We start from the raw sequence: 23,236 nt of genomic DNA on the forward strand, positions 1-23,236 counted from the left end.
GTCAATCGCGCTTGAGCGCGGCCTCGGTCGGGGCAATCATCTGCGGCTCGCCCACTTCGTACCACAGGCCATGATGCGAAAGGCCATAGAGCCGCCCCTCATCCATCGCGCGCTGCCACAGCGTCATCGTGCCGAACGGCCCTTCGGGTGCATCGCGAAGCAGACGGTGCGAGACGATCTGGATGCCGCTGTAGATGAACGGCGCCACGCGCCCGGTGCGGCGGCGCGAGATGCGGCCCATCGCGTCCATGTGGAAATCGCCCTTGCCGCGATAGTTGAACGCGCGCGCGTGCGGCACCAGCAACAGCAGCGCGTCCATCTTCTCGGCATCCCAGTGGTCCGAAAGATGCGCAAAGACGTTGCGCGGGCCATCGAGCCAAATGTTGTCGGAGTTCAGACAGAAGAACGGATCGGTGCCGAGCAAGGGCAAGGCCTTGACCATGCCGCCACCGGTTTCCAGCAGCACATCCCGCTCATCAGAAATGCTGATTTCGGGCGAGCTACGCCGCGCAAGGTAGGCCTCCATCGCATCGGCGAGATAGTGGACGTTGACCACCGCCCTTGCGACGCCTGCCTCTTCAAGCTTGTCGAGCGCGTGATCGATCAGCGGTTTTCCGGCCACGTGCACCAGCGGCTTCGGGCGCGAGGCCGTCAGCGGGCGCATCCGCTTGCCCAGCCCTGCCGAGAGCACCATGGCGACATCGCTTGCAAGGGGCTTGCTCATGCCTCGAACGTGCCTCCGCCAGCGGCGCGAAGCTCTGCCGGGATATTCGCATCGAACCATTCGGCTACCGGAGCCAGCGCCGGATGGGCCAGATCGCGCTCGAGCAGCGCCCAGACGCGGGGAATGTAATCGAGGTAGCGCGGCTTGCCGTCACGTTTCCACAGGCGCACGAAAATGCCGACGATCTTGGCGTTGCGCTGCGCACCGAGGCGGGCGTAATCGGCAAGAAACTCCTCACCCTCGCCCGATTGCTGCAGGTAGTATTCCAGCATCCGCGCCTCGAGTTCGGGCGAAACGTCGCGCCGCGCGTCCTGCAGCAGCGAGACGAGATCGTACGCCGGATGGCCCGCGAGCGCATCCTGGAAGTCAAGCAAACCCTGCTTGTCGAGGCCGCCCAGCAGCATCACGTTCTCGGCGTGATAATCGCGCAGCACCGTCACGCCCGGACGCTGGCGCGGCAGGAGCTGGGTCATCACCTGCTCCCAAGCAGAGCTCCAGCTCCGCCCGTCGACATAGAGCGAGCGGCTTGGCACGTACCAGTCGATGAACAGCTTGGCCTCGCGCTGGTACTCGGCCAGCGTATAACCGGTGAACGGCCCCGGCGGGAGCTTGCGCAGCTGCAGCAGGGCATCGATGGCATATCGATAGACCTCTTCCTCGTCCTGCGGCCAGGCGTCGAGGTATTCGCGCATGCGCACTTCGCCGAAGTCTTCAAGCAGGACGAACCCCTGCGCGGCATCCTCGGCATAGATGTGCGGCGCGCGCATGCCATTGGCGTCAAGCCACTTGGCCGTGCGCAGGAACGGCTCCGGGTCCTCGGTCGGCGGCGGGGCATGCATCAGCATGGCGTTCCCGCTCGAACGGCGGATGCGGAAATAGCGGCGGAACGATGCGTCCCCCGGCAAGGGCTCGATCGTCGCGCCAACCCAGCCTGCTGTGTTCAGGAATGCGTCGACGCCCGGAGGAATGGTCAGGTCCATGCCCCCCGCTCTAGCCAATCGCGACCGGGCGTTACAATGGCCCGCCTGCCATTTTCCGTGGATTCCAGCTGGATCGACAGACAACCCGGCTCATGCGCGAAGCCACCTGCGTGTTCCGGCCATTCCGCGAGCAGCGCCGCACCTTCGCGGTAATCATCGAGACCGATCTCGTCCGCCTCTGAAGGGTCCTCGAGCCGATAGAAATCCGCATGGACCAGTGGCAGGCGAACGGCAGGCGGATCGTAAACCTCGATGATCGCAAAGCTGGGACTTGGCACTTCGCCCTCATGCCCCAATGCCGCGATGATGCCGCGCGCCAGCGTCGTCTTGCCTGCGCCCAAGCCGCCAGACAGCGCCACCACGTCGCCTGCGCGCAAGTCCGCCGCGATGCGCCGGGCCAGCGCTTGCGACGCTGCGAAGTCTGGCAGATCGACGATCATGGCAGCATCACGATGGCGCTGGTGCCAAGCCCCGGCTCGGACATCAGTTCCAGCGTCCCGCCATGCGCCTCGACCAGCTGGCGCACCAGCGGAAGACCCAAGCCCTGCCGCCGCTCCACGGCCTTCCCATCGGCTCCGACCCTCAGGCCTTCAAGCGCCCGCGCGAGAACCGCAGGTTCCATCCCGCGCCCGTTGTCGGAGACGACGACCTGCAGCACGCCACCCTTCTTGCGCGAAGCCTCCACGAGAATGCGACCACCTTCGGGCGTGGCGGCAATGGCATTGTCGATCAACTGTCCGAAAGCCCGCCGCAGCCGCCGCGCATCGCCGGTCACAACGCCCGCCGAACGATCCCCGCGCAGATCAAGCGTCAATCCGGCCGCCGCAATCTTTTCGCCGCGCTCCCTGACCACTTCGGTCAGCAGCGGGAACATCTCGACCGTTTCGTGCGCTAGCGGCAAAGTCCCCGCCTCGCTCTGTGACAGGTCGAGCACGTTCTCGATCTGCTGGCCAAGCCGCTCCACCGACGAAAGGATCGCCGCGACATACTCGTCCTGCTGCTCGGTCAGTTCGCCCGCAATGCCGCTCTGCAGCAGTTCGGCAAAACCGCCGATCGAGGTCAGCGGCGTGCGGAATTCGTAGCTCATATTGGCGATGAAGCGGGTCTTGACCGCGTCTGCCTCGACCAGCGCGGCATTGCGTTCGCGCAGCGCGGCCTCGGCCTTCTGGCTGTCGGTGATATCGAGCACGGTCAGCATGCCGTTGCCGTCCGGCAGCGGCACCCCGGCAAGCGCCAGGTGCCGTCCATCGGCCAGCGCCAGCCTGCCACTGCGCTGCTTGCGCTCAAGCGTGGCGGCCTGAATTACCTGAGCGATTGTGCCCACTTGCGCAGGCCGCTTGAGCTGCGCCGCAACCTTGTTGAGCAGGACATCGACGCGCGGGTGCGTGGTCAGGAACGCCTCGTCCAGCCCCCAGTCCGCCGCGAACCGGCGGTTCCACAGCTGCAGCTTGCCATCGGGCGCGAAGACGGCGAGCGATTCGAACAGGTTGTCGAAGGTCGCTGTGCGGGTGCGCAGCAGCGTATCGCGCGTGGCAGAAAGCTGGAGCTGTTCAGTGCGATCCTCGAAGATCATCAGCAGCCCACCATCGGGCATCGGCTGGCCGACCACGCGCAGATGCGTGCCGCCCGAAAGGTGCCACGATTCCTCGATTGGTTCGCGGGCCAGGAACCATGCCTGCCGCTCGCGCCGCCATTCCGGAAAGTCGCGCACTTCGGGCAGCCGCCCTGCATCGCGCATCCGGTCAAGCACGCGGTCGAACGGCGGCGTGTCGACGACCCACGCCTTGGGCACGCCGAAGATGCGCAGGAAAGGCTGGTTCGCGAAGACGAGGTTCCGCTTGTCGTCGAACTGCGCGATGCCGGCCGAGAGCGTATCAAGCATCTCGCGCTGGGCTTCGCGGAAGCGACGGAACTGGCGGATCAGCTCCTCCATTTCCTCTATATCGACCGCGTATCCGGCAATGCCGTCCTCGCCCAGCGGGAGATCGGTCACCCGCACCGCGCGGCGTTGCCCGCGGATCGTGGCAAGCAGAGAGCGCTCCACCGGCACCCGCCGCGACTGCGCCTGCCGCGCAACCTGCGCCGCGCTCAAGCCATCAACCGGTTCGATCAGTTCAATGCCCTGCGCAATCACCGCTTCGGCACTGGCGGCGCCCACGGCCTTGACATAGGCGCTGTTGACGAGCCGCAGGCGCAAGTCCGGCCCGCGGAACCACATCGGCAGCGGCGCGGCCTCTATCAGACCCGAAAGGCCTGCGAAATCCGCCTGCGCCTCAGCGGTATCGGCACGCAGCCGAACCAGTTCTTCCTGACTTTCCGAGAAATCGAAGAACCACACCAATGCCGCGCCACCGGGAGAAACCTGCGGATCGGCCAAGTGACCGTGCGCGGCAAGGCTGCGCTGCCCACCCTTTGGCGTCAATGCCATGCGGAACGAGGCGCCGGTCTTCTGCGCGCGCCGGACCGCATCGCTCAACTGCGAAAGCTGGATCTCGTCGAGCCCGCACCCGTCGCCATCGAGTTCTGAAAGATACCCCGGCATCGCATCGAAACCGAACCAGCCCGCCAGCCTGACCGGCCCTTCGATCTTGCCGTCCGCCCTCACCAGCAGAGGCAGCGCGGGAGATTCGTCGACCATCCGCGCCAGCCTGCGCGCCTGACGCTGCACCGCCTCGCCCTTGCGCGCGCGTCGGCGCGCATCGAGCACGAACCAGCCCGCCCCCGCCGTCCACGTGGCGAGCAGCAGTCCGATCAGCACCAGCACTGTCTGATTGAGCAGCGGCATCCTGCTTTCGCTACGGCGTGGTCCGCTGAATTACAATGCGGGGATTTGCTTTGCCCGCTGATCATCAAAGAGAAAGGGCGGCGTGGTTTCCCGCGCCGCCCCGTAATCTCTACGCTTTGAGCAACATGCTCAGTAGCGGTAGTGATCCGGCTTGAACGGACCCACTTCCGGCACGCCAATATAGTCGGCCTGCTTCTTGCTCAGCTTGGTCAGCTGCACGCCGAGCTTTTCGAGGTGGAGCGCAGCGACCTTCTCGTCGAGGTGCTTGGGCAGCACATAGACGTCGTTCTTGTAGTTCTCGGCCTTGGTGAACAGTTCGATCTGGGCGAGCGTCTGGTTGGTGAAGCTGGCGCTCATCACGAAGCTGGGGTGGCCGGTGGCGCAGCCGAGGTTCACCAAGCGGCCCTTGGCGAGGATGATGATCTGCTTGCCATCGGGGAACTCGACGAGGTCGGTGCCCGGCTTCACTTCGGTCCACTTGTAGTTGTCGAGAGCGGCGATCTGGATTTCGCTGTCGAAGTGGCCGATGTTGCAGACGATGCTCATCGGCTTCATCGCCTTCATGTGCTCGGCGGTGATCACGTCTTCGTTGCCGGTGGCCGTCACGAAGATGTCGCAGCGCTTGACCGCTTCTTCCATGGTGACGACTTCATAGCCTTCCATCGCCGCCTGCAGCGCGCAGATCGGATCGACTTCGGTGACCATGACGCGGGCGCCGCCCTGGCGCAGCGAAGCAGCCGAACCCTTGCCGACGTCGCCGAAGCCGGCAACGCAGGCAACCTTGCCGGCGAGCATGACGTCGGTGGCGCGACGGATCGCATCGACCAGCGATTCCTTGCAGCCATAGAGGTTGTCGAACTTCGACTTGGTGACCGAATCGTTCACGTTGATCGCCGGGAAAGGCAGCTTGCCGTCCTTGGCGATTTGGTAGAGGCGGTGCACGCCGGTGGTGGTCTCTTCCGAAACGCCCTTGATGTTCTTGACCGACTGCGTGAGGTAGCCCGGCTTCTTCTTGAGGAAGGCGGTGAGCGCGCGGACGAATTCGATTTCTTCGGCGTTCGAAGGCTCGAACAGCTTCTCGCCCGCTTCGACGCGAGCGCCCCACAGCGCGAACATCGTGGCGTCGCCACCGTCGTCGAGGATCATGTTGGCGGTGATGTCATCACCCCAGTCGAAGATCGAACCGACGTAGTCCCAGTATTCGGCCAGCGTCTCGCCCTTGATCGCGAAGACCGGGATACCGGCAGCGGCGATGGCAGCGGCAGCGTGGTCCTGCGTCGAGAAGATGTTGCAGGTGGCCCAGCGCACTTCAGCGCCGAGAGCAACGAGCGTCTCGATCAGCACGGCGGTCTGGATCGTCATGTGGAGCGAGCCGGTGATGCGCGCACCCTTGAGCGGCTGCGAAGCGCCGAATTCCTCGCGCAGCGCCATGAGGCCGGGCATTTCGGTCTCGGCGATCTTGATCTCGGCGCGGCCAAAGTCGGCAAGGCCGATATCGGCGATCACGTAATCGTTCTTGGCGTCAAGCACGCTGGCCACGAAGCAGTCTCCTGAAAAATCACACGCAGGACGACCCCATGGCCGCCAGCGCCTCTGCCACGCCCATAGCGTGCTGCGCCGCAACCTGCAAACTTAATATAAAGACTTCTTTATATCGCTAATCGGAGGTGCATCGCGTTCCCCCGGTTGCAGAGCGCAAAGCGCCCCTTATATCCGGAGCGCCATACTCGTCCGGGCTCCCTCGCCCGGCGCAACGAAAGGAAGATGGGGATGACAATCGCTGTTGGTGACAAGCTGCCTGACGTCAAGATCGTCAAGGCGACCGCCGAAGGTCCCGAAGCCGTGCAGTCGTCGGAATACTTCAAGGGCAAGCGCGTCGCGCTGTTCTCCGTCCCCGGTGCCTTCACGCCCACCTGCTCGGCCAAGCACCTGCCGGGCTACGTCGAAAAGGCCGCCGATCTCAAGGCCAAGGGCATCGACGAAATCGCCTGCACCGCCGTCAACGATCCCTTCGTGATGAAGGCATGGGGCGCAGCTTCGGGCTCGCCTGACGTGACCATGCTGGCTGACGGCAACGGCGACCTCGCCGAAGCGCTCGGCCTGACCATGGACGGTTCGGGCTTCGGACTTGGCAAGCGCGGCCAGCGTTTCTCGATGGTCGTCAACGATGGCGTCGTCGAGCAACTGTTCGTCGAAGCTCCCGGTGACTTCAAGGTCAGCTCGGCCGAACACATGATCGAGAACATCTGATCTACCAAAAGGCCCCCGGAAACGGGGGCCTTTTTCCTTGTACGCATCAGAACGACAGTCGCACCCTGCCCAGCACCCGGTCACCGGCATGCTTGAGGTCGGCATAGGGCGATACCGTGATCCCAGTCGTATCGATGTCAGTCCCGGCGTAGTCCAGACCGACCGTGAACGGGAACTGGTTGTACTCCACCCCCAGCCTCCAGTCGGCATAGTCTCCCGCCGGGCGCAAACGGGCCGAACGCGAGTCACGCGTGTCGCCGGTAGTATAGCCGAGCGAGGCCGACACGCTGATCGGAATCCCCGGAATTCCGGCATTGGCCGAACCGCGCAGGTAGAGGTTGTCGCCGCCGATGGAATCCTGCTTGGGCGCATAGAAGGCATCGGCGCGGACCTGCAGCGGGCCAATCGAATAGCGCGCGCCCACGCCCAGCTCGCCGTAGTTCATGCCCTGATCCGCCCCGCCGAAGACGTGGCCGATGGCCTCGGTCCGCAAAGTAATCGCTCCGGCGCTCCAGTCCTTGCCGATGGCGAGGTCGGCAACCACGTCGGCGTTGGCGTGGCGATCGGACTTGCGCAGGGCGGCCATCCGCACCGAGGCATCCAGCCCGGCAAAGCCGACGCTGGCGTCTGCCGAAGCGGAGATTTCCCCATCGCTCCAGCTCAGCCCGCGCCGGACTTCGTCCGTCGTCGCCTCTACCCCCGCATCCACCGATTGAGCATTGGCCAATGGCGCCTGCACCGTTGCGATGGCACCGAGTGCTGCCAGCCAGAGGGACGAATGGATGCGGGTCATGTAATCATTTCTCCTCAGCCCTCGCGCTGACTGGCGTGGGCTCCTTCTGCTTCAACGAGGATCACTGCGCGATCCTGCGCGACCATGGCCATCATTGCACTGCGCAGGTCTTCGCGCCGTGCCTCGATCACCCGGTCGATGCCATTGCCCCGTTCGGAGCACCAACCCGGCGACGACCCAGTGATCACGTCATTGCGCAGCATCGAGCGCTTTGCTTGCAGGTTTGCGCCCACCTGTGCCTGTCGTTCGACCGAAAGCGAAACGGACCACTGGCAGCGCAGGGACGATGCGCGCCCTGCCCCGGCGACGGTTCCGATCTGCTTCATCTCGACCCGCGTTGCTCCGGCGTAATCGGCGGTGATCGGGCCGGCCGGATGCTCGATGACGGTGGTATGCTCCATGGCCACGGCTGGCGCGCTGAAGGCCAGCGCGGCCGCGAACCCCGCAAAAGCGAGCGTCTTCATGTTCCTGTCTCCTGCGAACGTCCCGGCTTTTCTCCGGTGACTCCTACAAGATAAGGTCGCAATTGTGTGCGACCAACCGGCTGACTTGTAATGTTTCTTTGCTGAAGCGGGCGATCAGTAGCCCATCAGGCTGAGCACTTCCTTGCGGCTGCGGTTGTCCTCGAGGAACGTGCCCATCAGACGGCTCGTCACCATCCCGACGCCCGGCGTGCGCACGCCGCGTGCGGTCATGCAGGCGTGGCTCGCCTCGATCACTACCGCCACTCCGTGCGGCTTCAGATTGTCCCAGATGCACTGCGCGACTTCAGCGGTTAGCCGCTCCTGGATCTGAAGGCGGCGGGCGTAGGCGTGGAGCACGCGCGCAAGCTTCGAAATGCCGACGACCTTGTGACGCGGCAGGTAGGCGATCGCGGCCTTGCCGATGATCGGCGCCATATGGTGCTCGCAGTGGCTCTGGAACGGAATATCCTTCAGCAGCACGATCTCGTCGTATCCGCCCACTTCCTCGAACTGGCGCGCCAGATGGCTCGCCGGGTCCTCGCCATAGCCGAGGCAGTATTCCTTCCACGCCCGCGCGACGCGCTTTGGCGTATCGAGCAGCCCTTCGCGCGACGGATCGTCACCTGACCAGCGGATCAGCGTGCGGATGGCTTCCTGCACGTCATCCGGCACCGGCAGCTTGCCGCGGGCCAGATCATCGTCCTCATCAGGCCCAACCACACTGCTCATTACGTCATCCTCGTCATCTAGCAGGTCGCCGCAGGAAGCGGCTCCTGAACAGACCCCGGCGGTAGAAGGACAGCATTTCCTCCGGCCGTTCGGGATCCAGTACCTCGTTGTCCGCCAGCGCCTTCTCCGCATCGCTGAGTTCGCGCGGCACGAACCGCCCGAGCCTCTTGCCGCCCTGCGGAGCCGCAGCGATGGCCCCGGCCATCGAACCGTGCCGGTCGAGCAGTTCCGCTACCCTCTCGGGCGCAATACCGCAATGCTCTGCCAGCAAGGAAACACGCAGGCGATTGATCACCTCTCCACAATGTCCGTTGGCCGGACGCGCGCAATCGATGAACACATCGCACTCGCTGTCGAGCCCCATCGAGCGATTGTTGAGATTGGCCGAGCCGATGCGCAGGATCTCGTCGTCGACGATGGTCAGCTTCGAGTGGACATAGATCGGCGTGCCGCCTGCCGTGTAAGGATGCCACACTGAGAAACGGCCCGCATGGTCGACTTCCTCGATGGCCCGCACCAGCCTGACCCGCGCGCCGTCCATCGCCGTCTGCTCTAGCCAGCCATCCGAGCTTTCGGGATTGATCAGCACGATCTCGGGAGGATCGGGCTCTTCCATCCGCCTGACGATGGCCTCGGCAATGCTGCGCGAGGCGAAGTACTGGTTCTCGAAATAAATGAAACGCTTTGCCCGCTCGATGTGCTCGATGAACAGCGCCTCGACTTCGCGAACCTCGCGCGCCTCGGCGTAGTGCGACCGGGTGCGTGAAATGCCGATCTCGACGTCGCGGAACTCGGCTTCGATCGAGGTCGGCCAGGGCGAAGACCTCTGCGCCTTGCAAGCGGCAAAGGGCTTGCCGCCGGCCTGCTCCCAGCGCTTGCGACCAAACGCCCCGAGCACGGCCGCTGCATCGCCTTCCATCAGCATCGTGCAGTCGTGCCAGGGACCGTAGGCCTTGCCCCCTGGCCCTTTGCGCCGGGGATCGTCGTCAAGATGCTCGCGCGTATCCCAGCGGTCGCCCGCCATGTCGATGCCGCCGCAGACCGCGAAACGGTCATCGATTACGGCGATCTTCTGGTGATGGCTGCAACCCAGCGGGTGCGCGCTGTCGAGCTTGAACACGATGCGCGGGTGACGCCACCAGCGCAGCAGGTCGAGCATCATCGAGCCTCGGAAAAAGGCCTTTAGCGCACCGAAGTTCCACTTGAGCACGCGAACGTCGAGCCGCTTGCGCCGATTGGACAGCCACACCACGAAAGCGCCGAGTCTTGCTGGCGATATGCGCTTGCGCGGCAGGTTCCACCAGCGTCGGCCACCTCCGATGATGATGCGCGTGTCGAAGTCCCAACCGATCAGCAGGATGCGTTGCCGGGCGCGCATCATCGCCTCGCGCATGAGTGCAAAGTAGTCTGCCGCATCAATCACGGCGTGAGCCCGGGTGGCCATCGCGTAGCGCCAGACGGAGTTGGACTCGGCTTCGGCAGAGTCCGGCGTGACCGGATTCGCCTCGACTGATTCGCAAATGTCCTCTTCGGTCACGGCGCCCCGCGTCTTGTGATCATGGCTTTGAGACAAGAAAACTGACTTCGCACATAGCCCATTTCCAACCAAAGTTCTGAACCGGTCGCTCGATAGATTGCTATTTGATTACCGGCAGTTACATCCACCCCATTTTGGCTTTACCACGTGTTTCCCGGCATTACTCAGCGGGGAGATGGCACGCAGCTTAGCCTTGATGTCTTCCCTACGCACCGGTCTTCTTGCGGTTCCGCCGGTGCGCTTGGCATTGTCGCGAATGCGTGAACTCGCTGACCCAAACCGTCGCGCCATTGCCCGGATGAAGCGGACCCACGCGCAGGCCGTGCTGCAACCCTGGCCGACGACGTTCGAAGATCGCTATCCGGAGATTTTTACCGCACTCGACGCGCATCTGTGGACGATCGCCAATCCCCGCATCCTCTCGTTCGGCTGCTCGGACGGGAGCGAGGTGCGCAGTCTGCGGCGCTGGTTCCCGAACGCCCGCATCGTCGGCCTTGATCCGAACCCCGCGATGATCCGCACCGCGCGCGCGCATCTTGCGCTCCATCCAGATCCCGGCATCTCCTATGTCGAGGCCGCTGGCGTGGCAGACCTGGGCGACATGAAGTTCGACGCGATCCTGGCCATGGCCGTGTTCCGCCACGGCGAGCTGGAAGCCACAGAGCCTGACAGTTGCGCGGACATCCTGCCGTTCAGCCGCTTTGCCAACACCATTGCCGAACTCGACCGACGGCTAAATCCCGGCGGCTGGCTGACGATCTGGAACGCACACTTCCGCTTCTGCGATACACCGACGGCATCGGACTATGAGGCACGTTCGCTACACTTCACCCGCGCCGAACCGATGGTCCTGACCTATGGACCGGACAATCGCCGCATCGAAGGGGAGTATTGCGAAGCGATGTTTCGCAAGCGCCCCTGAGAAGGCGCGCGGGCGAAGCCATCAATTCTTGAGCTGGATTACCACATCATCGGGATGGGTGACGTTGAGATTGCTGTGCAGCAATTCACCGACCAGGTCCGGATCGGCATGACGCGGATCGAGCAGGTCCACCCGGTTCTTCATCCGGTCCCGATCTGCAGTCAGCGCAGCGATTTCCTTCTGTCGCTGCTCAAGCACCCGCGCATTCTCGCCCCATGCCAGCAACCCGCTGGGCCCTGCAATGCCGATGGTCCCGAGCACCAGCAGCGCAACCAGCGCGAGCGCCTGGGTGAGGCTGTCCTTGGGTAGAAGAGGGCGGCGCGATTGCATAAAGCGACTGAATCATAAATCCTGAGCGAGTTCAAGCCGCAAAGGCAAAGATGTGTCATCTCGGGGACATCTTACGGCGGTGTGGGTGTCGCGCAGGAGTGACCAGCCCGCTTGTTTCTCGCAGAGACGCAGAGCGAGTAGAGGGCGATCGGTTTCGCGCGGAGACGCGAACAAATTTCTTTCCTGCTCCCCCGCGCAGGCGGGAGCCTCGGGCGGTTTGCTGTGAGGGTCTGTAACATCACCGAGGTCCCCGCCTTCGCGGGGACGCACCAGTTATGATGCGGTTTTGTGGCGCGTGAGTTCATCCGCTGGCGAGTGCGGACGGTAACGCCGGGGGAAGGCACAGATCGCGCGACCGGTGCGGTGCCGTCGTGGCACGCGCGGGAAGGGCGCGGGACCGGTTGCGAGTGGCCGGGGGCGGTTCCGGACCCCTTGTCGGCTCAGCCTGAGGGCGGACATATGTGAAAGGACGAAGCTTTGGCAGCGGCTCGCGGGCTGCCTTGGCTTCTTGGCAAGCGGCTGCGTGAAAAGAACCTGTCGTTTGTGCTGACACTGTCGCACAATCATGGCGGGTTCCGCATCCGCAGCGTCGCTCAGGGTTCGGCGCCGTGCTATCAGCCCTGGGTTGTCCTGTCTGTCCTTGGGTAACGACAGGGTTTTGCCCGGTGGGTCTGGGCTTAACGCCCCGCATTGAACCCACGCGCACCTGCCGCACCGATCGCGCCGGAGGCTTCGGCAAAAGCCTGACCTCCGAAGGGAGAGGAGCGGGATGGCCTTTTGCCCTCTCCTGACCTGTGGGCGGGGCGTATAACCTATATGGTTCGTTTTGTCAAGGTGGTACGCAACACACGTTGTCGCCCCCCCCCTCTCTCGTCATTCCCGCGAAGGCGGGAATCCAGATGGCGCGAGGAATGTCGTCGCGATGCGACGGGGTTGTTTGCTGCTGAATTCCCGCCTGCGCGGGAATGACGAAGGGGTGGGGAAGGAAAAATGGTGCGCCCGACGGGATTCGAACCCATGGCCCCCAGATTAGGAATCTGGTGCTCTATCCTGCTGAGCTACGGGCGCCCGCGTTTCCTTTAGGCAGGGGCGCGCGGGCTGGCAACGCCGATTCAGCGGGGTAGATTCAGTTGGCTTCTTCGGGCGGCACCACGGGGACGAGCAAAGGGGCGACCGGGATACCTTCCTCCATCAGTTCGCGCGCTTCGTCGAGCGTCGCGCGGCCATGGATCGCGGCCGGGTCCTTTTCGCCGTAGTGCATGGCGCGGGCATCGTCGGCGAACTTCTCGCCCACCCAGGTGGAAGACTTGATCGCCTCGGCCTGCATCGCGGCGACGGCCTTGAGCATGGCGATCGCCTCTGGCGGAAGCGGTGCGTTGGCCATGGGCTGTGCTGCGGGCACCGGCTCGCTGGTCGTCCGCGTCGGGACTGACAACTGGTTGCCCTTGCGGCCGACATTGGGGGCCATCACGGCTTTGACCACCTCGGGCGAACCGCAGGTCGGGCACGAGACCAGGCCACGCGCCTGCTGACTCTCATAGTCCTGCGAGGAGCCGAACCAGCCCTCGAAACGGTGCCCGTTCGGCCCGCACTGCAGATCAAAGACAATCATGCCGCCGATCTAGGGATTTCGCGCTTGTTGGCAAGGGATGGCAGCTGCGCGCGCACCTCGCCCGTTCGGGCAGGGTCGATGGTTGCGAAACCAAGCGAGCCCCCTTCCCCGCCGTCGTAAGCCACTTCGCCCCACGGATCGACGACCAGCGAATGGCCGTAAGTCTCGCGGCCATCTTCATGACGCCCACCCTGCGCGGCAGAGATGACCCAAGCGCTGGCCTCGACCGCGCGGGCCCGCTGCATCAGGTGCCAGTGGGCCTTGCCGGTGGGTACAGTAAAGGCGGCGGGGATGCGGATCGCGTCGCAGCGCTGGCGGCCGAGTTCCTCGAACAGCGCGGGGAAGCGCACGTCGTAGCAGATCGCAAGGCCGAGGCGACCGACCGGCGTCTCGACCGTCACGACTTGCTCTCCCGGTGTGTAGGCCGCCGATTCCCGCCAGGTCTCGCCCGTGGCAAGGTCGACGTCGAACATGTGTATCTTGTCGTAGCGGGCAGCGATAGCGCCATCGGCGTCGATCACGAAGCCGCGGTTGGCCCACTTGCCGTCCTCACGCAGTATGGCGAGCGAGCCGAGATCGATCCACAGGCCAAGCTCGCGCGCGGCCTTGCCCGCAGCGGCGAGCACGGGGTTGTCCTGTTCGGGGACGATGTTGGGCGTTGCCCTCGCCCGGTCACGGTCGAGCAGCCCGCACATCTCGGGCGTGAACAGCATGGCTGCGCCTTGGAAGGCGGCTGCCTTGGCTGCCTCGACAATCGCGTCTGCGTTGGCCTGCGGGTCGGTCCCGCTGGTCATCTGGAACAACGCGACCTTTACGGGCCTGCTCTCCGTGGCGCTCACTTGCCGAGCATCATGTCCAGCTTGCCCTGCGCATTGAGCGCGGCAAGATCATCCGAACCGCCGACGTGGATACCGTCGATGAAGATCGAGGGAACAGTGGTGTGGCCCGGCGCGCGCTCGAGCATTTCGGCCTTCTTCGGACCGCCCATGGTCACGTCGAACTCCTCGTAGGCGACCCCCTTGCCATCGAGCAGTTGCTTGGCACGCGAGCAGTAGGGGCAGCCCCACTTGGTGTAGACTTCGACCTTGGGGGTGTTCGACATGAGGTTCCTCGATGAGGGTCTTGAAAAGCGGTTTTCGCTAACACACATGGGTTTTCGTGTCATGCGCCGCAAGTCGGGCATGGCTCAAAAACCGCCGATGCGGGCGCCGGGTTCCGGGCTTCGCAGAAGGCAAGTGCAGATTGCTCAGAACGAGGATATTGCCATGAACCGTTTCGACTTTACCCCTTATCGCCGCACCACCGTGGGCTTTGACCGCCTGTTCGACCTGCTCGAACGCCAGGCCCGCGCCAATGCCGGTGACAACTATCCCCCCTTCAACATCGAGCGCAGCGGCGAGGATGCCTATCGCATCACGCTGGCGGTTGCCGGGTTCAAGGCCGAGGATATCGATATTACCGCCCAGCAGAACCTGCTGGTCGTGAAGGGCCAGCGCCCGGAACCGCAGGAGCGCGAATACCTCCACGTCGGCATCGCAAACCGCGGCTTCGAGCGTCGCTTCGAGCTGGCCGATTTCGTCCGCGTCGAAGCTGCCGACCTTGCCGATGGCCTGCTGACCATCGATCTCGTTCGTGAAGTGCCCGAGGCGATGAAGCCCAAGAAGGTACTGATCGGCGCGCAGAACCAGCTCAAGGTCATCGAAGGCGACAACACCGCCGCTGCCTGATCGGGCTTCTCAAATCGGAAGGGCGGGTCGCAAGGCCCGCCCTTTCTGCATCACCATGCCTCGGCCACATCGACCAGGGCTTCGCGGTCGAGAATCGTTACGCGCCCGCCCTTGAGCGCAACGATGCCGTTATCGACCCAGGCCGAGAGCTGGCGGTTGATCTGTTCGCGTGACATGCCGGCGAAGTTGCCAAGTTCGCCCTGGCTCAGCGCAATCTTGAGCTGGTTGCCCTTGTCCGAATTGTCACCCATCATCAGGCGCAGCAAGAAACGCGCGAGCCTCGGGCCGGAGGTATAGGCGCGGTCGGCCTCGATCACGGCGTTGTTCTGGCGGAGCCGTCGTGCCATCGCCTTGAGCAGGCGTAGCGAGAGGCCCTTGTGCTTGTCGATGATCTCGGCAAACGCGCCGCGCGACAGCACCAGCGCTTCGACTGGATCGATTGCCTCGACCGTGGCGGTACGATCGCCGCCGTCGAGAAAGGCGATCTCGCCTAGCACGTGGCCGGGCTCTGCATAATCAAGGATGATCTCGCGGCCATTGGCGGCAACCATGCTGACCCGGGCAAGGCCCTTGAGCACGATGAACAGCGTCTTGCCTTCCTCGCCCTGGCTCATCAGCACCTGGCCGGACTTCCACGAGCGGACCTGCCCGCGCGCGATGATATCCGAAAGCTCGGCCTCCTCGCAATCGGCAAACAGGCTCTGCGCCGTCAGTGCTTCAGCCAGCTTGGCCGCGTCCATCGGAACTCCCCTCGATACCTGACGCGCAAGTAATCAGGGAAACCCCTACGTGACCAGCCCCTTTTAGGCGATTTAAACCAGACGCGCCTGCTTGACTGCTGCGGCGATGAAGCCGGCGAACAGGGGGTGGGGTTCGAACGGGCGGCTCTTGAGCTCGGGGTGGAACTGCACACCGATGAACCACGGGTGGTCCGGACGCTCGACGATTTCGGGCAGGAGGCCATCGGGCGACATGCCAGAGAACACCAGTCCGCCCTTCTCGAGGCGCTCCTTGTAGGCAACGTTTACTTCGTAGCGATGGCGGTGGCGTTCGCTGATCTCGGTTGCGCCGTAGATGTTGGCGACGTGGCTGTTGCCGGCAAGCTTGGCCTCATAGGCGCCAAGCCGCATGGTCCCGCCCAGATCGCCGCCTTCGGAGCGCTTCTCGAGGCCCTCGGCGGTCATCCATTCGGTGATGATGCCGACGACGGGCTCATCGGTCGGACCGAATTCGGTCGACGAGGCATCGGCAATTCCGGCCGTGTTGCGCGCGCCTTCGATACAGGCCATCTGCATGCCGAGGCAAATGCCGAAGAACGGTACCTTGCGTTCGCGGGCAAAGCGGACCGAGGCGATCTTGCCTTCGGTGCCGCGCTCGCCAAAGCCGCCCGGCACGAGAATGCCGTGCATCGGTTCGAGGTGGGCGGCGATTTCGGCGTCGTCCTTCTCGAACAGTTCTGCGTCGAGCCACTTGATGCGCACCTTGACGCGGTTGGCCATGCCACCGTGTACCAGCGCTTCATTGAGTGACTTGTAGGCATCCTGCAGGCCGACGTACTTGCCGACGACACCGATGGTCACTTCGCCTTCGGGGTTCTGGTGGCGGTCGACAATGTCGTCCCAGCGGGCGAGGTCCGGCTCGGGCGCAGTCAGGCCGAAGTGCCGCAGGACTTCGTTGTCGAGCCCTTCGGCATGGTACTGCAGCGGCACAGCATAGATGCTGGAGGCATCGAGCGCCGGGATGACGGCAGACTTCCGCACGTTGCAGAATTGCGCGATCTTGGCGCGCTCGCCTTCGGGCAGCGGCTTTTCGCAGCGGCACAGCAGGATGTCGGGCTGGATGCCAAGGCCGGTGAGTTCGCGCACCGAGTGCTGTGTGGGCTTGGTCTTCAGCTCGCCCGCAGCGGCGATGTAGGGAACCAGCGTGACGTGGACGAAGCAGGTCTGCTCGCGGTCCAGTTCGTTGTGCATCTGGCGCAGGGCTTCGATGAACGGCAGACCTTCGATATCGCCGACGGTGCCACCGATCTCGCAGAGCACGAAATCGAGGTCTTCGGTCTCGGCCTGGGCGAAGTCCTTGATCGCATCGGTCACGTGCGGAATCACCTGGACAGTAGCGCCGAGGTAATCGCCGCGGCGCTCCTTGGCGATGATGTCGCGATAGATGCGGCCCGAGGTGATGTTGTCAGCCTGGCGCGCCGAAACGCCGGTGAAGCGCTCGTAGTGGCCAAGGTCGAGGTCGGTCTCCGCGCCGTCGTCGGTCACGTAGACTTCGCCGTGCTGATAGGGGCTCATCGTGCCCGGATCGACGTTCAGATAAGGGTCGAACTTGCGGATTCGCACGCGAAATCCACGAGCCTGCAGGAGAGCCGCGAGGCTCGCCGCCATGAGTCCTTTGCCGAGCGAGGAGACCACGCCGCCGGTGATGAAAATGTACCGCGCCATGGGAGTCGGGCCTTAGCGTCAGAAGTTGCAAGGTGGCAAGCGGTTGCGGCTGTAATCTTTGCCGCAATCCACAGCCATGGGTCAAACGCAACACGAAGACCGCCCCGCGACCTCAAGGAAGCGAGTCGGCCGATCGCATTGCGATAAAAGCTTTACTGCCCGGCGGCACCCTTGAGCGGGTCGGTTGCCGGAGCAGGAGCCTGCTGCCCGGCGGGAGCAGCTGCGGGCGCTTGAGCAGGCTGGCCGCCCTGCGCCGGAGCAAGCGGATCAGTTGCAGGGACGTTCTGCACGGGAGCCGTCCGCTCGAGCGAAGTGTCGATCTCACGGCTCGATGTCGTGCCCACGGCGAGAGCCGCGAGAGCGATGCTCAGCACCACGAATGCCGTTGCCAGCACCGTCGTAAGCCGGGTCATGAAGTCTGCCGCGCCGCGCGCCGACATGAAGCCGGCCGGGCTGCCGCCGACGCCGAGGCCGCCGCCTTCGGACTTCTGGATAAGGATCACCACGACAAGAAGGGCCGCGACGATCGCCTGGACCACGGTGAGGAAAATGAACAGCGACATGAATCTCTACCTTCAGCGCGAAGCCGCGCAGGAACTCCGGCCATGTAGGCGCGCATGCGCCGTGGCGCAACCCGCAGGATCGGTGTGGTGGCCTGACGCGGTCAGGCTTCGCCCGAACCAGCTGCTGCGATGATCGGCAGGAACGCATCGGCGGTAAGGCTCGCGCCCCCGACGAGCGCCCCGCTGACGCCTTCGGCAGCGAGCAGCTCAGCAGCGTTTCCGGCATTGACCGAACCGCCATAGAGAATGCGCACCTTCTCTCCCGCCTCGCCATAAAGCGCCAGCAGACGGGCGCGAATGGCTGCGTGCATCGCGATGACATCGGGTACTTCTGCCACGCGGCCCGTGCCGATTGCCCAGACCGGCTCATAGGCCACGGCGACCTTGCCTGCCGCAATCGCATCGTTCGCCGCATCGCCTTCGGGCATCGAGCCATCGACCTGCCCCGAAACGACTACCTCGGCCTTGCCGGCGTCCCGCTCGTCCAGAGTCTCGCCGACGCAGACGATGATGCCGAGGCCCGCGGCCAGCGCCGCTTCGGCCTTGGCCTTGACCACCGCATCGCTCTCGCCATGGTCCTTGCGGCGTTCGCTGTGGCCGACGATCACGAAGTCCGCGCCGGTATCGACCAGCATCGGGGCCGAGACGTCACCGGTGTGGGCGCCCTTGGCAGCGACATGGCAATCCTGCCCGCCAACGCCCATCGCGCTCACGGCTTCACGCAGCGCACCGATCAGAGTGAACGGCGGCGCGAGCGCGACCTGCACGTCGGGATAGCGTCCGGCCGCGCGGTCGATCGCGCGAGCCTCGGCCAGCATGGCGCGGCTCCCGTTCATCTTCCAGTTGCCCACGATGTAAGGACGATGCGGCATGTTCGGCCAGTTCCCCTGAGTATTTCCTGATGCAATCGATATTTGCGACATGACCCGTCAGTCTTGCCACGCTTGAGTCGAGCGGCCGCTATCAAACCCGGGCCGATTCTGCAAAACACCTGATCGCATAACCCGGGAAAGGCAGAGGTGCGTTCGCACACATTATGTCGGCGCCCAGATAACCTGCCAGGTAACACGAACACAGGGCTAAGCGACCATTGCGGGAAACGCATTTGGCTCCTAAGGCACAGCAAAATCGACCCAGCGGGCGCATTTGCGCCCAGACAAGAGACGAACACCCGCAAATGCTCGGATTCTTCCGCTCGTTCCTCAAATCGCGCATCGGTGTTGCCCTTGCGCTCGTGTTCCTCGGCCTGATCGCACTGGCTTTCGCCAGCGCCGATGTGACCGGCAATGGCTTCGGCGGCATCGCCGGGGGTGATCGTGCTGCCAAGGTCGGCTCGGCCCGCGTCGGCACTGCCGAACTGGGCAAGGCGCTGACCAACGCTTTCGAGCAGGAACGGCAGAAGCAGCCCGGCATGACGATGAAGGACTTTCTTGCTGCTGGCGGCATGGATACTGTGCTTACCGGCATGACTGACCGCCTTGCCATGGCGGAATGGGCGCGCAAGCATGGCATCGTCGCGGGTGACCGACTGATCGACAGCGAAATCATCAAGATTCCTGCGTTCCAGGGTCCCGATGGCAAGTTCAGCCAGTCCGCCTATGAACAGCTGCTTGCGCAGCGGGGCCTTACCGACAAGCAGGTCCGCCAAGACATCGGCCAGGGCCTTGTCGCCCGCCAGTTGCTGCTTCCTGCCGCTTTCGGCGCGCAGATGGCGGACGAGGCCGTGCAGCGCTACGCCGCATTGCTGACCGAAAAGCGCATCGGCACCATCGTCTCGGTACCTTCGCTGGCCTTCGCGCCTGCCTCGCCGCCGGACGCCGGAACGCTTGCATCGTTCTACAAGGCAAACGAGGGCCGATACCTGCAGCCTGAAAACCGCAAGATCCGGTATGCCATTGTCGACCAAGCCAGCCTGAAGTCCGTCCCTGCCCCTGCCGAGGCGGAGATTGCGGCCCGCTACAAGCTCAACACGGCGGTGTATGCCCCGTCCGAACAGCGCTCTGTCACGCAGGTCATCGTCCCGACGGAAGCTGCCGCAAAGGCACTTGCCGCAGAAGTCGGGCAGTCTGGCTCGCTCGACAGCGCTGCCCGCACCAAGGGCCTCGTGGCGAGCAAGCTTGCCGACCTTTCCCGCGACGCTCTCGCCAACCAGACGTCGCGCGCCGTTGCCGATGCAGCCTTCGCGGCCGCTTCGGGCACCCTTGCCGCTCCGGCAAAGTCGGGCCTTGGCTGGCATGTCGTCAAGGTTGACGCGATCAAGCGCAACGCGGGCAAGACGCTCGAGCAGGCGCGCTCTGAAATCGTTACCGCCCTTACGCTTGAGAAGCGCCGTGCCGCACTTTCCGACATGGCCGCGCAAGTCGAGCAGGAAATCGACAACGGGACGGGTCTTGTCGACATCGCCAACAGGCTCGGCCTGACAATGGTGACGACGGAGTCGCTCACCGCCGATGGCGGCATTTTCGGGAAGGCTGGTCAGAAGGTCGCTCCCGAGATCGCTCCGCTGGTCCAGGCGGCGTTCGCGATGGAGCGCGAGGGCGAAGCGCAGCTTGCCGAAATCGAGCCGGGCGAAAAGTTCGCGATCTATGACGTCGGCATGATCACCCCCGCCAAGCCCGCTCCGCTCGACCAGATCCGCGGCATTGTCGCGCGTGACTGGGCTGTGCAGCAAGGCTCTGCCAAGGCCAAGGCAGCTACCGACAAGATCCTCGCCGCATTAAAGAAGGGCACACCGGTTGCCGAAGCGATGAAGCTTGCCGGGGTCTCTCTGCCACCGGCGCAGCCCGTCGACCTGCCTCGCCAGGCTCTGACCCAGATGCAGGGCAAGGTGCCCGAACCGCTTGCCCTGATGTTCGCCATGGCCAAGGGCAGCCACAAGCGTCTGCAGGTTCAAAACAATGCAGGTTGGTACGTGGTTTCGCTGAGCGATATCGTGCTTGGACAGGTCAAGCGTGGCGATCCGATCTTCCAGCAGGCAGCCCGCTCGTTCGCGCAGGACGCAGGTAGCGAATTTGCCGACCAACTGCGCATTGCCATCCGCAATGATGTGGGTGTCGAGCGCAATGAAGCCGGCATCCGCGCGGTCCGCAACCAGTTGACCGGCGCGAACGCCCAGTAAGCCGATGACGACCTTGGCCGTACCCGCTACCGCCCTGCCCGAGAACCATCAGGCCGCGCTTGCCCAGCTCTCCGCCGGGCGGCCGGCGCTGATCTGGCGCAAGCTGATCGTCGATACCGAAACCCCGGTCGGCGCGGCGCTCAAGCTGATGGAGAGCGGGCGCGGCGATTTCCTGCTCGAATCCGTGCAGGGCGGCGAAGTGCGCGGGCGCTACAGCCTGCTCGGCCTCGATCCCGATCTCGTGTTCCGCGCGACCGGTGACAAGGCCGAGATCAACCGCATCTGGCGGCATGATGCCGCAGCTTTCGCCCCGCTTCCGGGCAATGCCCTGACGGAACTGCGTGCGCTTGTCAGCGCTTGCCGGATCGAGGTGCCTGCTGAGCTGCCCTCCGCACTCGCCTGCCTGGTCGGCTACTTCGGGTACGAGACCATCGGCCTTGTCGAAAAGCTGCCGCGCGCACCGCAGAGCGATCTCGTCCTGCCCGACATGCTGTTCACCCGGCCAACCGTGGTGCTGGTGTTTGACCGCCTGTCCGACGAACTGTTCGCCATCGCCCCGGTCTGGGCCGAGGGTGGCGAGCCTGCGCGCCTGATCGAGGTTGCCGCCGAACGCATCGACAGCGCCTTGCGCAAACTGGCCGACCCGGTGCCTGCCGACGAGCGTCTTGCCGAATCTGTCGACGTGACGCCGCAGCCGGTCATGCCCGCCGCCAACTATGCGCGGATGGTGACGCGGGCGAAGGACTACATCGAAGCAGGCGACATCTTCCAGGTCGTGCTGGCCCAGCGCTTCACCGCGCCCTTCCCGCTGCCGCCGATCGCGCTCTACCGCGCTCTGCGCCGCATCAACCCCTCGCCGTTCCTCTATTTCCTCGACATGCCGGGCTTCGCGCTGACCGGATCGAGCCCGGAAATCCTCGTCCGCATCCGCGATGGCGAAGTGACGATCCGCCCCATCGCCGGAACCCGCCCACGCGGCAAGACTCCGGAAGAAGACCGTGCCAACGAACTCAGCCTGCTCGACGATCCCAAGGAACGCGCCGAGCACCTGATGCTGCTAGATCTCGGCCGCAACGACGTGGGCCGCGTGGCCAAGGCGGGTACGGTCAAGGTCACCGAAAGCTACACGGTCGAGCGCTACAGCCACGTGATGCACATCGTCTCGAACGTGGTCGGCCAACTCGACACCTCGCGGGCTGACAGCGTAGACGCGCTTTTCGCAGGCTTCCCCGCAGGCACCGTCAGCGGCGCTCCCAAAGTCCGCGCCTGCGAGATCATCGCCGAACTCGAACCCGAAACCCGCGGTGCCTACGCAGGCGGCGTAGGCTACTTCGCGCCCGACGGCTCGGTCGACAGCTGCATCGTCCTGCGCACAGGCGTGGTCAAGGACGGCGTCCTCCACGCGCAGGCAGGCGCGGGGATCGTCGCCGACAGCAACCCCGAATACGAACAGCGCGAGTGCGAACTGAAGTCAGGCGCACTGTTTGCGGCTGCGCGCGAGGCGGTGCGGGTGGCAAGTGAAGCGAAGTTTGGGCAATAGCGAGCTATGTCGGTTGCAGGAAAAAAATTTGAGCTACAGGCTGATTGTCCACGTTGTGGCACTCAGAGAATAACGTTTGATGTTCTGCAAGACAGTTTTGTTCCAGGTGACGATTGGAGCAGCATACTTTTCTGTCGTTGCCGATCTTGCTTTTCGTCGGTAAATTTCGAGGTAAATTACAACCGCAAAGACACTCTATCTGCCTTGCAAGGAAGCGGATTTTTTTTAAACGCTTTATTCAACAGCGTTGTTATCCAGAAACCTACATTTGCAAATACATGTCGCTGCCCGGAATACACACCTGACCATATTGAACGAGCATTTAACGAAGCAACTTTATGCTTGTCCGTAGGTGCCTGGAATGGTTCAGGGGCTTTGTTCCGAAAGACTGTAGACCTGACAACACGAACACTCGTGCCACAGGATGATGAACATCGTATCGGAGAAAATGGCTATATTTCGTGGAAGACATTTAAGGATCTGCGGCTACGAATCGATTGGCTTCTAGACAAGTCCATGCTGGATCGTCGTCTTGCTCCTTTGATTGATTGCATCCGCGAGGACGGCAATGACGCTGCTCACGCGTCTGAAAATTTGGATCGAGACGCTTGTTTGGACCTACAAGACTTTACAGTAGCAGTTTTGGAATCGGTATTTACTGAGCCTGGCCGAATTGCTGAAAGCGTTCGCCGCCGCATAGAGAGGCGCGGAAACTAGA

At 63.8% G+C, this 23,236-nt stretch carries 23 protein-coding genes and 1 tRNA gene; 6 read left to right on the forward strand and 18 right to left on the reverse strand.

Annotated elements, in window-relative coordinates; translation table 11 throughout:
* Position 1: 1 nt before the first annotated feature.
* From ACZ1JW_RS15905 to ahcY, 5 genes are all read right to left on the reverse strand, one after another.
* On the reverse strand, positions 2-724 hold the full coding sequence (locus ACZ1JW_RS15905) for a nucleotidyltransferase family protein (RefSeq protein WP_465141278.1): 723 nt from the start codon (positions 722-724) through the stop codon (positions 2-4).
* Positions 721-1,704 (reverse strand): aminoglycoside phosphotransferase family protein, encoded by a 984-nt coding sequence (locus ACZ1JW_RS15910; RefSeq protein WP_465141279.1) that lies wholly within the window; start codon positions 1,702-1,704, stop codon positions 721-723. Before ACZ1JW_RS15910 ends, ACZ1JW_RS15905 begins: the two co-directional genes overlap by 4 nt.
* Positions 1,695-2,144 (reverse strand): tRNA (adenosine(37)-N6)-threonylcarbamoyltransferase complex ATPase subunit type 1 TsaE, encoded by a 450-nt coding sequence (gene tsaE, locus ACZ1JW_RS15915; protein ID WP_465141280.1) that lies wholly within the window; start codon positions 2,142-2,144, stop codon positions 1,695-1,697. The genes ACZ1JW_RS15910 and tsaE overlap by 10 nt, the downstream gene beginning before the upstream one ends.
* On the reverse strand, positions 2,141-4,489 hold the full coding sequence (locus ACZ1JW_RS15920; RefSeq protein ID WP_465141281.1) for a sensor histidine kinase: 2,349 nt from the start codon (positions 4,487-4,489) through the stop codon (positions 2,141-2,143). The genes tsaE and ACZ1JW_RS15920 overlap by 4 nt, the downstream gene beginning before the upstream one ends.
* A 129-nt stretch (positions 4,490-4,618) precedes the next feature.
* Entirely contained in the window at positions 4,619-6,028 is a 1,410-nt protein-coding gene (gene ahcY / locus ACZ1JW_RS15925) for an adenosylhomocysteinase (RefSeq protein ID WP_465125772.1), read from the reverse strand.
* A gap of 231 nt (positions 6,029-6,259) precedes the next feature.
* Between ahcY and ACZ1JW_RS15930 the strand changes: the two genes are divergently transcribed.
* The gene (locus ACZ1JW_RS15930; protein WP_465125771.1) at positions 6,260-6,739 is read left to right on the forward strand and encodes a redoxin family protein; all 480 of its coding nucleotides are present in this window, start codon (positions 6,260-6,262) and stop codon (positions 6,737-6,739) included.
* A gap of 46 nt (positions 6,740-6,785) precedes the next feature.
* Here ACZ1JW_RS15930 and ACZ1JW_RS15935 read toward each other — a convergent pair whose 3' ends face one another.
* The 4 genes from ACZ1JW_RS15935 to ACZ1JW_RS15950 all read right to left on the reverse strand — a co-directional run bounded on the left by ACZ1JW_RS15935 (position 6,786) and on the right by ACZ1JW_RS15950 (position 10,262).
* A complete protein-coding gene (locus tag ACZ1JW_RS15935) occupies positions 6,786-7,532 on the reverse strand; it encodes a TorF family putative porin (protein ID WP_465125770.1) in 747 nt (248 codons plus the stop codon).
* Between the two features lie 14 nt (positions 7,533-7,546).
* Positions 7,547-7,996 (reverse strand): hypothetical protein, encoded by a 450-nt coding sequence (locus tag ACZ1JW_RS15940; protein ID WP_465141282.1) that lies wholly within the window; start codon positions 7,994-7,996, stop codon positions 7,547-7,549.
* A 114-nt stretch (positions 7,997-8,110) separates the two neighbouring features.
* Positions 8,111-8,725 (reverse strand): GTP cyclohydrolase I FolE, encoded by a 615-nt coding sequence (gene folE, locus ACZ1JW_RS15945; protein WP_465141283.1) that lies wholly within the window; start codon positions 8,723-8,725, stop codon positions 8,111-8,113.
* 13 nt (positions 8,726-8,738) lie between these two features.
* Positions 8,739-10,262 carry a phospholipase D-like domain-containing protein gene (locus ACZ1JW_RS15950; RefSeq protein ID WP_465141284.1) on the reverse strand — a complete coding sequence of 508 codons (1,524 nt, stop codon included), beginning with the start codon at positions 10,260-10,262 and terminating at the stop codon, positions 8,739-8,741.
* Positions 10,263-10,518: 256 nt separating this feature from the next.
* On the opposite strand from ACZ1JW_RS15950, the gene ACZ1JW_RS15955 reads away from it, so the two are divergent.
* Positions 10,519-11,184 (forward strand): class I SAM-dependent methyltransferase, encoded by a 666-nt coding sequence (locus tag ACZ1JW_RS15955; protein ID WP_465141285.1) that lies wholly within the window; start codon positions 10,519-10,521, stop codon positions 11,182-11,184.
* Positions 11,185-11,205: 21 nt separating this feature from the next.
* Here the strand turns inward: ACZ1JW_RS15955 and ACZ1JW_RS15960 are convergent, their stop codons facing one another.
* The 5 genes from ACZ1JW_RS15960 to grxC form a co-directional block, all read right to left on the reverse strand.
* A complete protein-coding gene (locus tag ACZ1JW_RS15960) occupies positions 11,206-11,514 on the reverse strand; it encodes an FtsB family cell division protein (protein WP_465141286.1) in 309 nt (102 codons plus the stop codon).
* 991 nt (positions 11,515-12,505) lie between these two features.
* A tRNA-Arg gene (locus tag ACZ1JW_RS15965) sits at positions 12,506-12,582 on the reverse strand.
* Positions 12,583-12,640: 58 nt separating this feature from the next.
* Positions 12,641-13,126 (reverse strand): DUF1178 family protein, encoded by a 486-nt coding sequence (locus ACZ1JW_RS15970; protein WP_465141287.1) that lies wholly within the window; start codon positions 13,124-13,126, stop codon positions 12,641-12,643.
* Positions 13,123-13,920, reverse strand: a complete 798-nt coding sequence (locus ACZ1JW_RS15975) for a carbon-nitrogen hydrolase family protein (protein WP_465141288.1) — start codon at positions 13,918-13,920, stop codon at positions 13,123-13,125. The genes ACZ1JW_RS15970 and ACZ1JW_RS15975 overlap by 4 nt, the downstream gene beginning before the upstream one ends.
* Before the next feature lie 41 nt (positions 13,921-13,961).
* Positions 13,962-14,228 carry a glutaredoxin 3 gene (grxC, locus tag ACZ1JW_RS15980; RefSeq protein ID WP_465125762.1) on the reverse strand — a complete coding sequence of 89 codons (267 nt, stop codon included), beginning with the start codon at positions 14,226-14,228 and terminating at the stop codon, positions 13,962-13,964.
* Between the two features lie 163 nt (positions 14,229-14,391).
* Here grxC and ACZ1JW_RS15985 point away from each other — a divergent pair, with 163 nt between their 5' ends.
* A complete protein-coding gene (locus tag ACZ1JW_RS15985; protein WP_465125761.1) occupies positions 14,392-14,853 on the forward strand; it encodes an Hsp20 family protein in 462 nt (153 codons plus the stop codon).
* A 50-nt stretch (positions 14,854-14,903) separates the two neighbouring features.
* Here the strand turns inward: ACZ1JW_RS15985 and ACZ1JW_RS15990 are convergent, their stop codons facing one another.
* From ACZ1JW_RS15990 to tpiA, 4 genes are all read right to left on the reverse strand, one after another.
* Entirely contained in the window at positions 14,904-15,593 is a 690-nt protein-coding gene (locus ACZ1JW_RS15990) for a Crp/Fnr family transcriptional regulator (RefSeq protein WP_465141289.1), read from the reverse strand.
* Between the two features lie 72 nt (positions 15,594-15,665).
* Positions 15,666-17,297, reverse strand: a complete 1,632-nt coding sequence (locus ACZ1JW_RS15995; RefSeq protein WP_465141290.1) for a CTP synthase — start codon at positions 17,295-17,297, stop codon at positions 15,666-15,668.
* A gap of 152 nt (positions 17,298-17,449) precedes the next feature.
* Positions 17,450-17,854, reverse strand: a complete 405-nt coding sequence (gene secG, locus ACZ1JW_RS16000; RefSeq protein WP_465142796.1) for a preprotein translocase subunit SecG — start codon at positions 17,852-17,854, stop codon at positions 17,450-17,452.
* A gap of 107 nt (positions 17,855-17,961) precedes the next feature.
* Positions 17,962-18,732: a triose-phosphate isomerase gene (tpiA, locus tag ACZ1JW_RS16005; RefSeq protein ID WP_465141291.1), complete on the reverse strand. Its 771-nt coding sequence runs from the start codon at positions 18,730-18,732 to the stop codon at positions 17,962-17,964.
* Positions 18,733-19,037: 305 nt separating this feature from the next.
* Here tpiA and ACZ1JW_RS16010 point away from each other — a divergent pair, with 305 nt between their 5' ends.
* From ACZ1JW_RS16010 to ACZ1JW_RS16020, 3 genes are read left to right on the forward strand one after another with little or no spacing between them, the layout of a single operon-like run.
* Positions 19,038-20,978 carry a peptidylprolyl isomerase gene (locus tag ACZ1JW_RS16010; protein ID WP_465141292.1) on the forward strand — a complete coding sequence of 647 codons (1,941 nt, stop codon included), beginning with the start codon at positions 19,038-19,040 and terminating at the stop codon, positions 20,976-20,978.
* 4 nt (positions 20,979-20,982) lie between these two features.
* Positions 20,983-22,518, forward strand: a complete 1,536-nt coding sequence (locus ACZ1JW_RS16015) for an anthranilate synthase component I family protein (RefSeq protein ID WP_465141293.1) — start codon at positions 20,983-20,985, stop codon at positions 22,516-22,518.
* A gap of 6 nt (positions 22,519-22,524) precedes the next feature.
* Entirely contained in the window at positions 22,525-23,235 is a 711-nt protein-coding gene (locus ACZ1JW_RS16020; RefSeq protein ID WP_465141294.1) for a DUF4145 domain-containing protein, read from the forward strand.
* Position 23,236: the final 1 nt, after the last annotated feature.

The sequence above is a fragment of the Novosphingobium sp. BL-A-28-Hi1-0D genome (genome assembly GCF_055521755.1).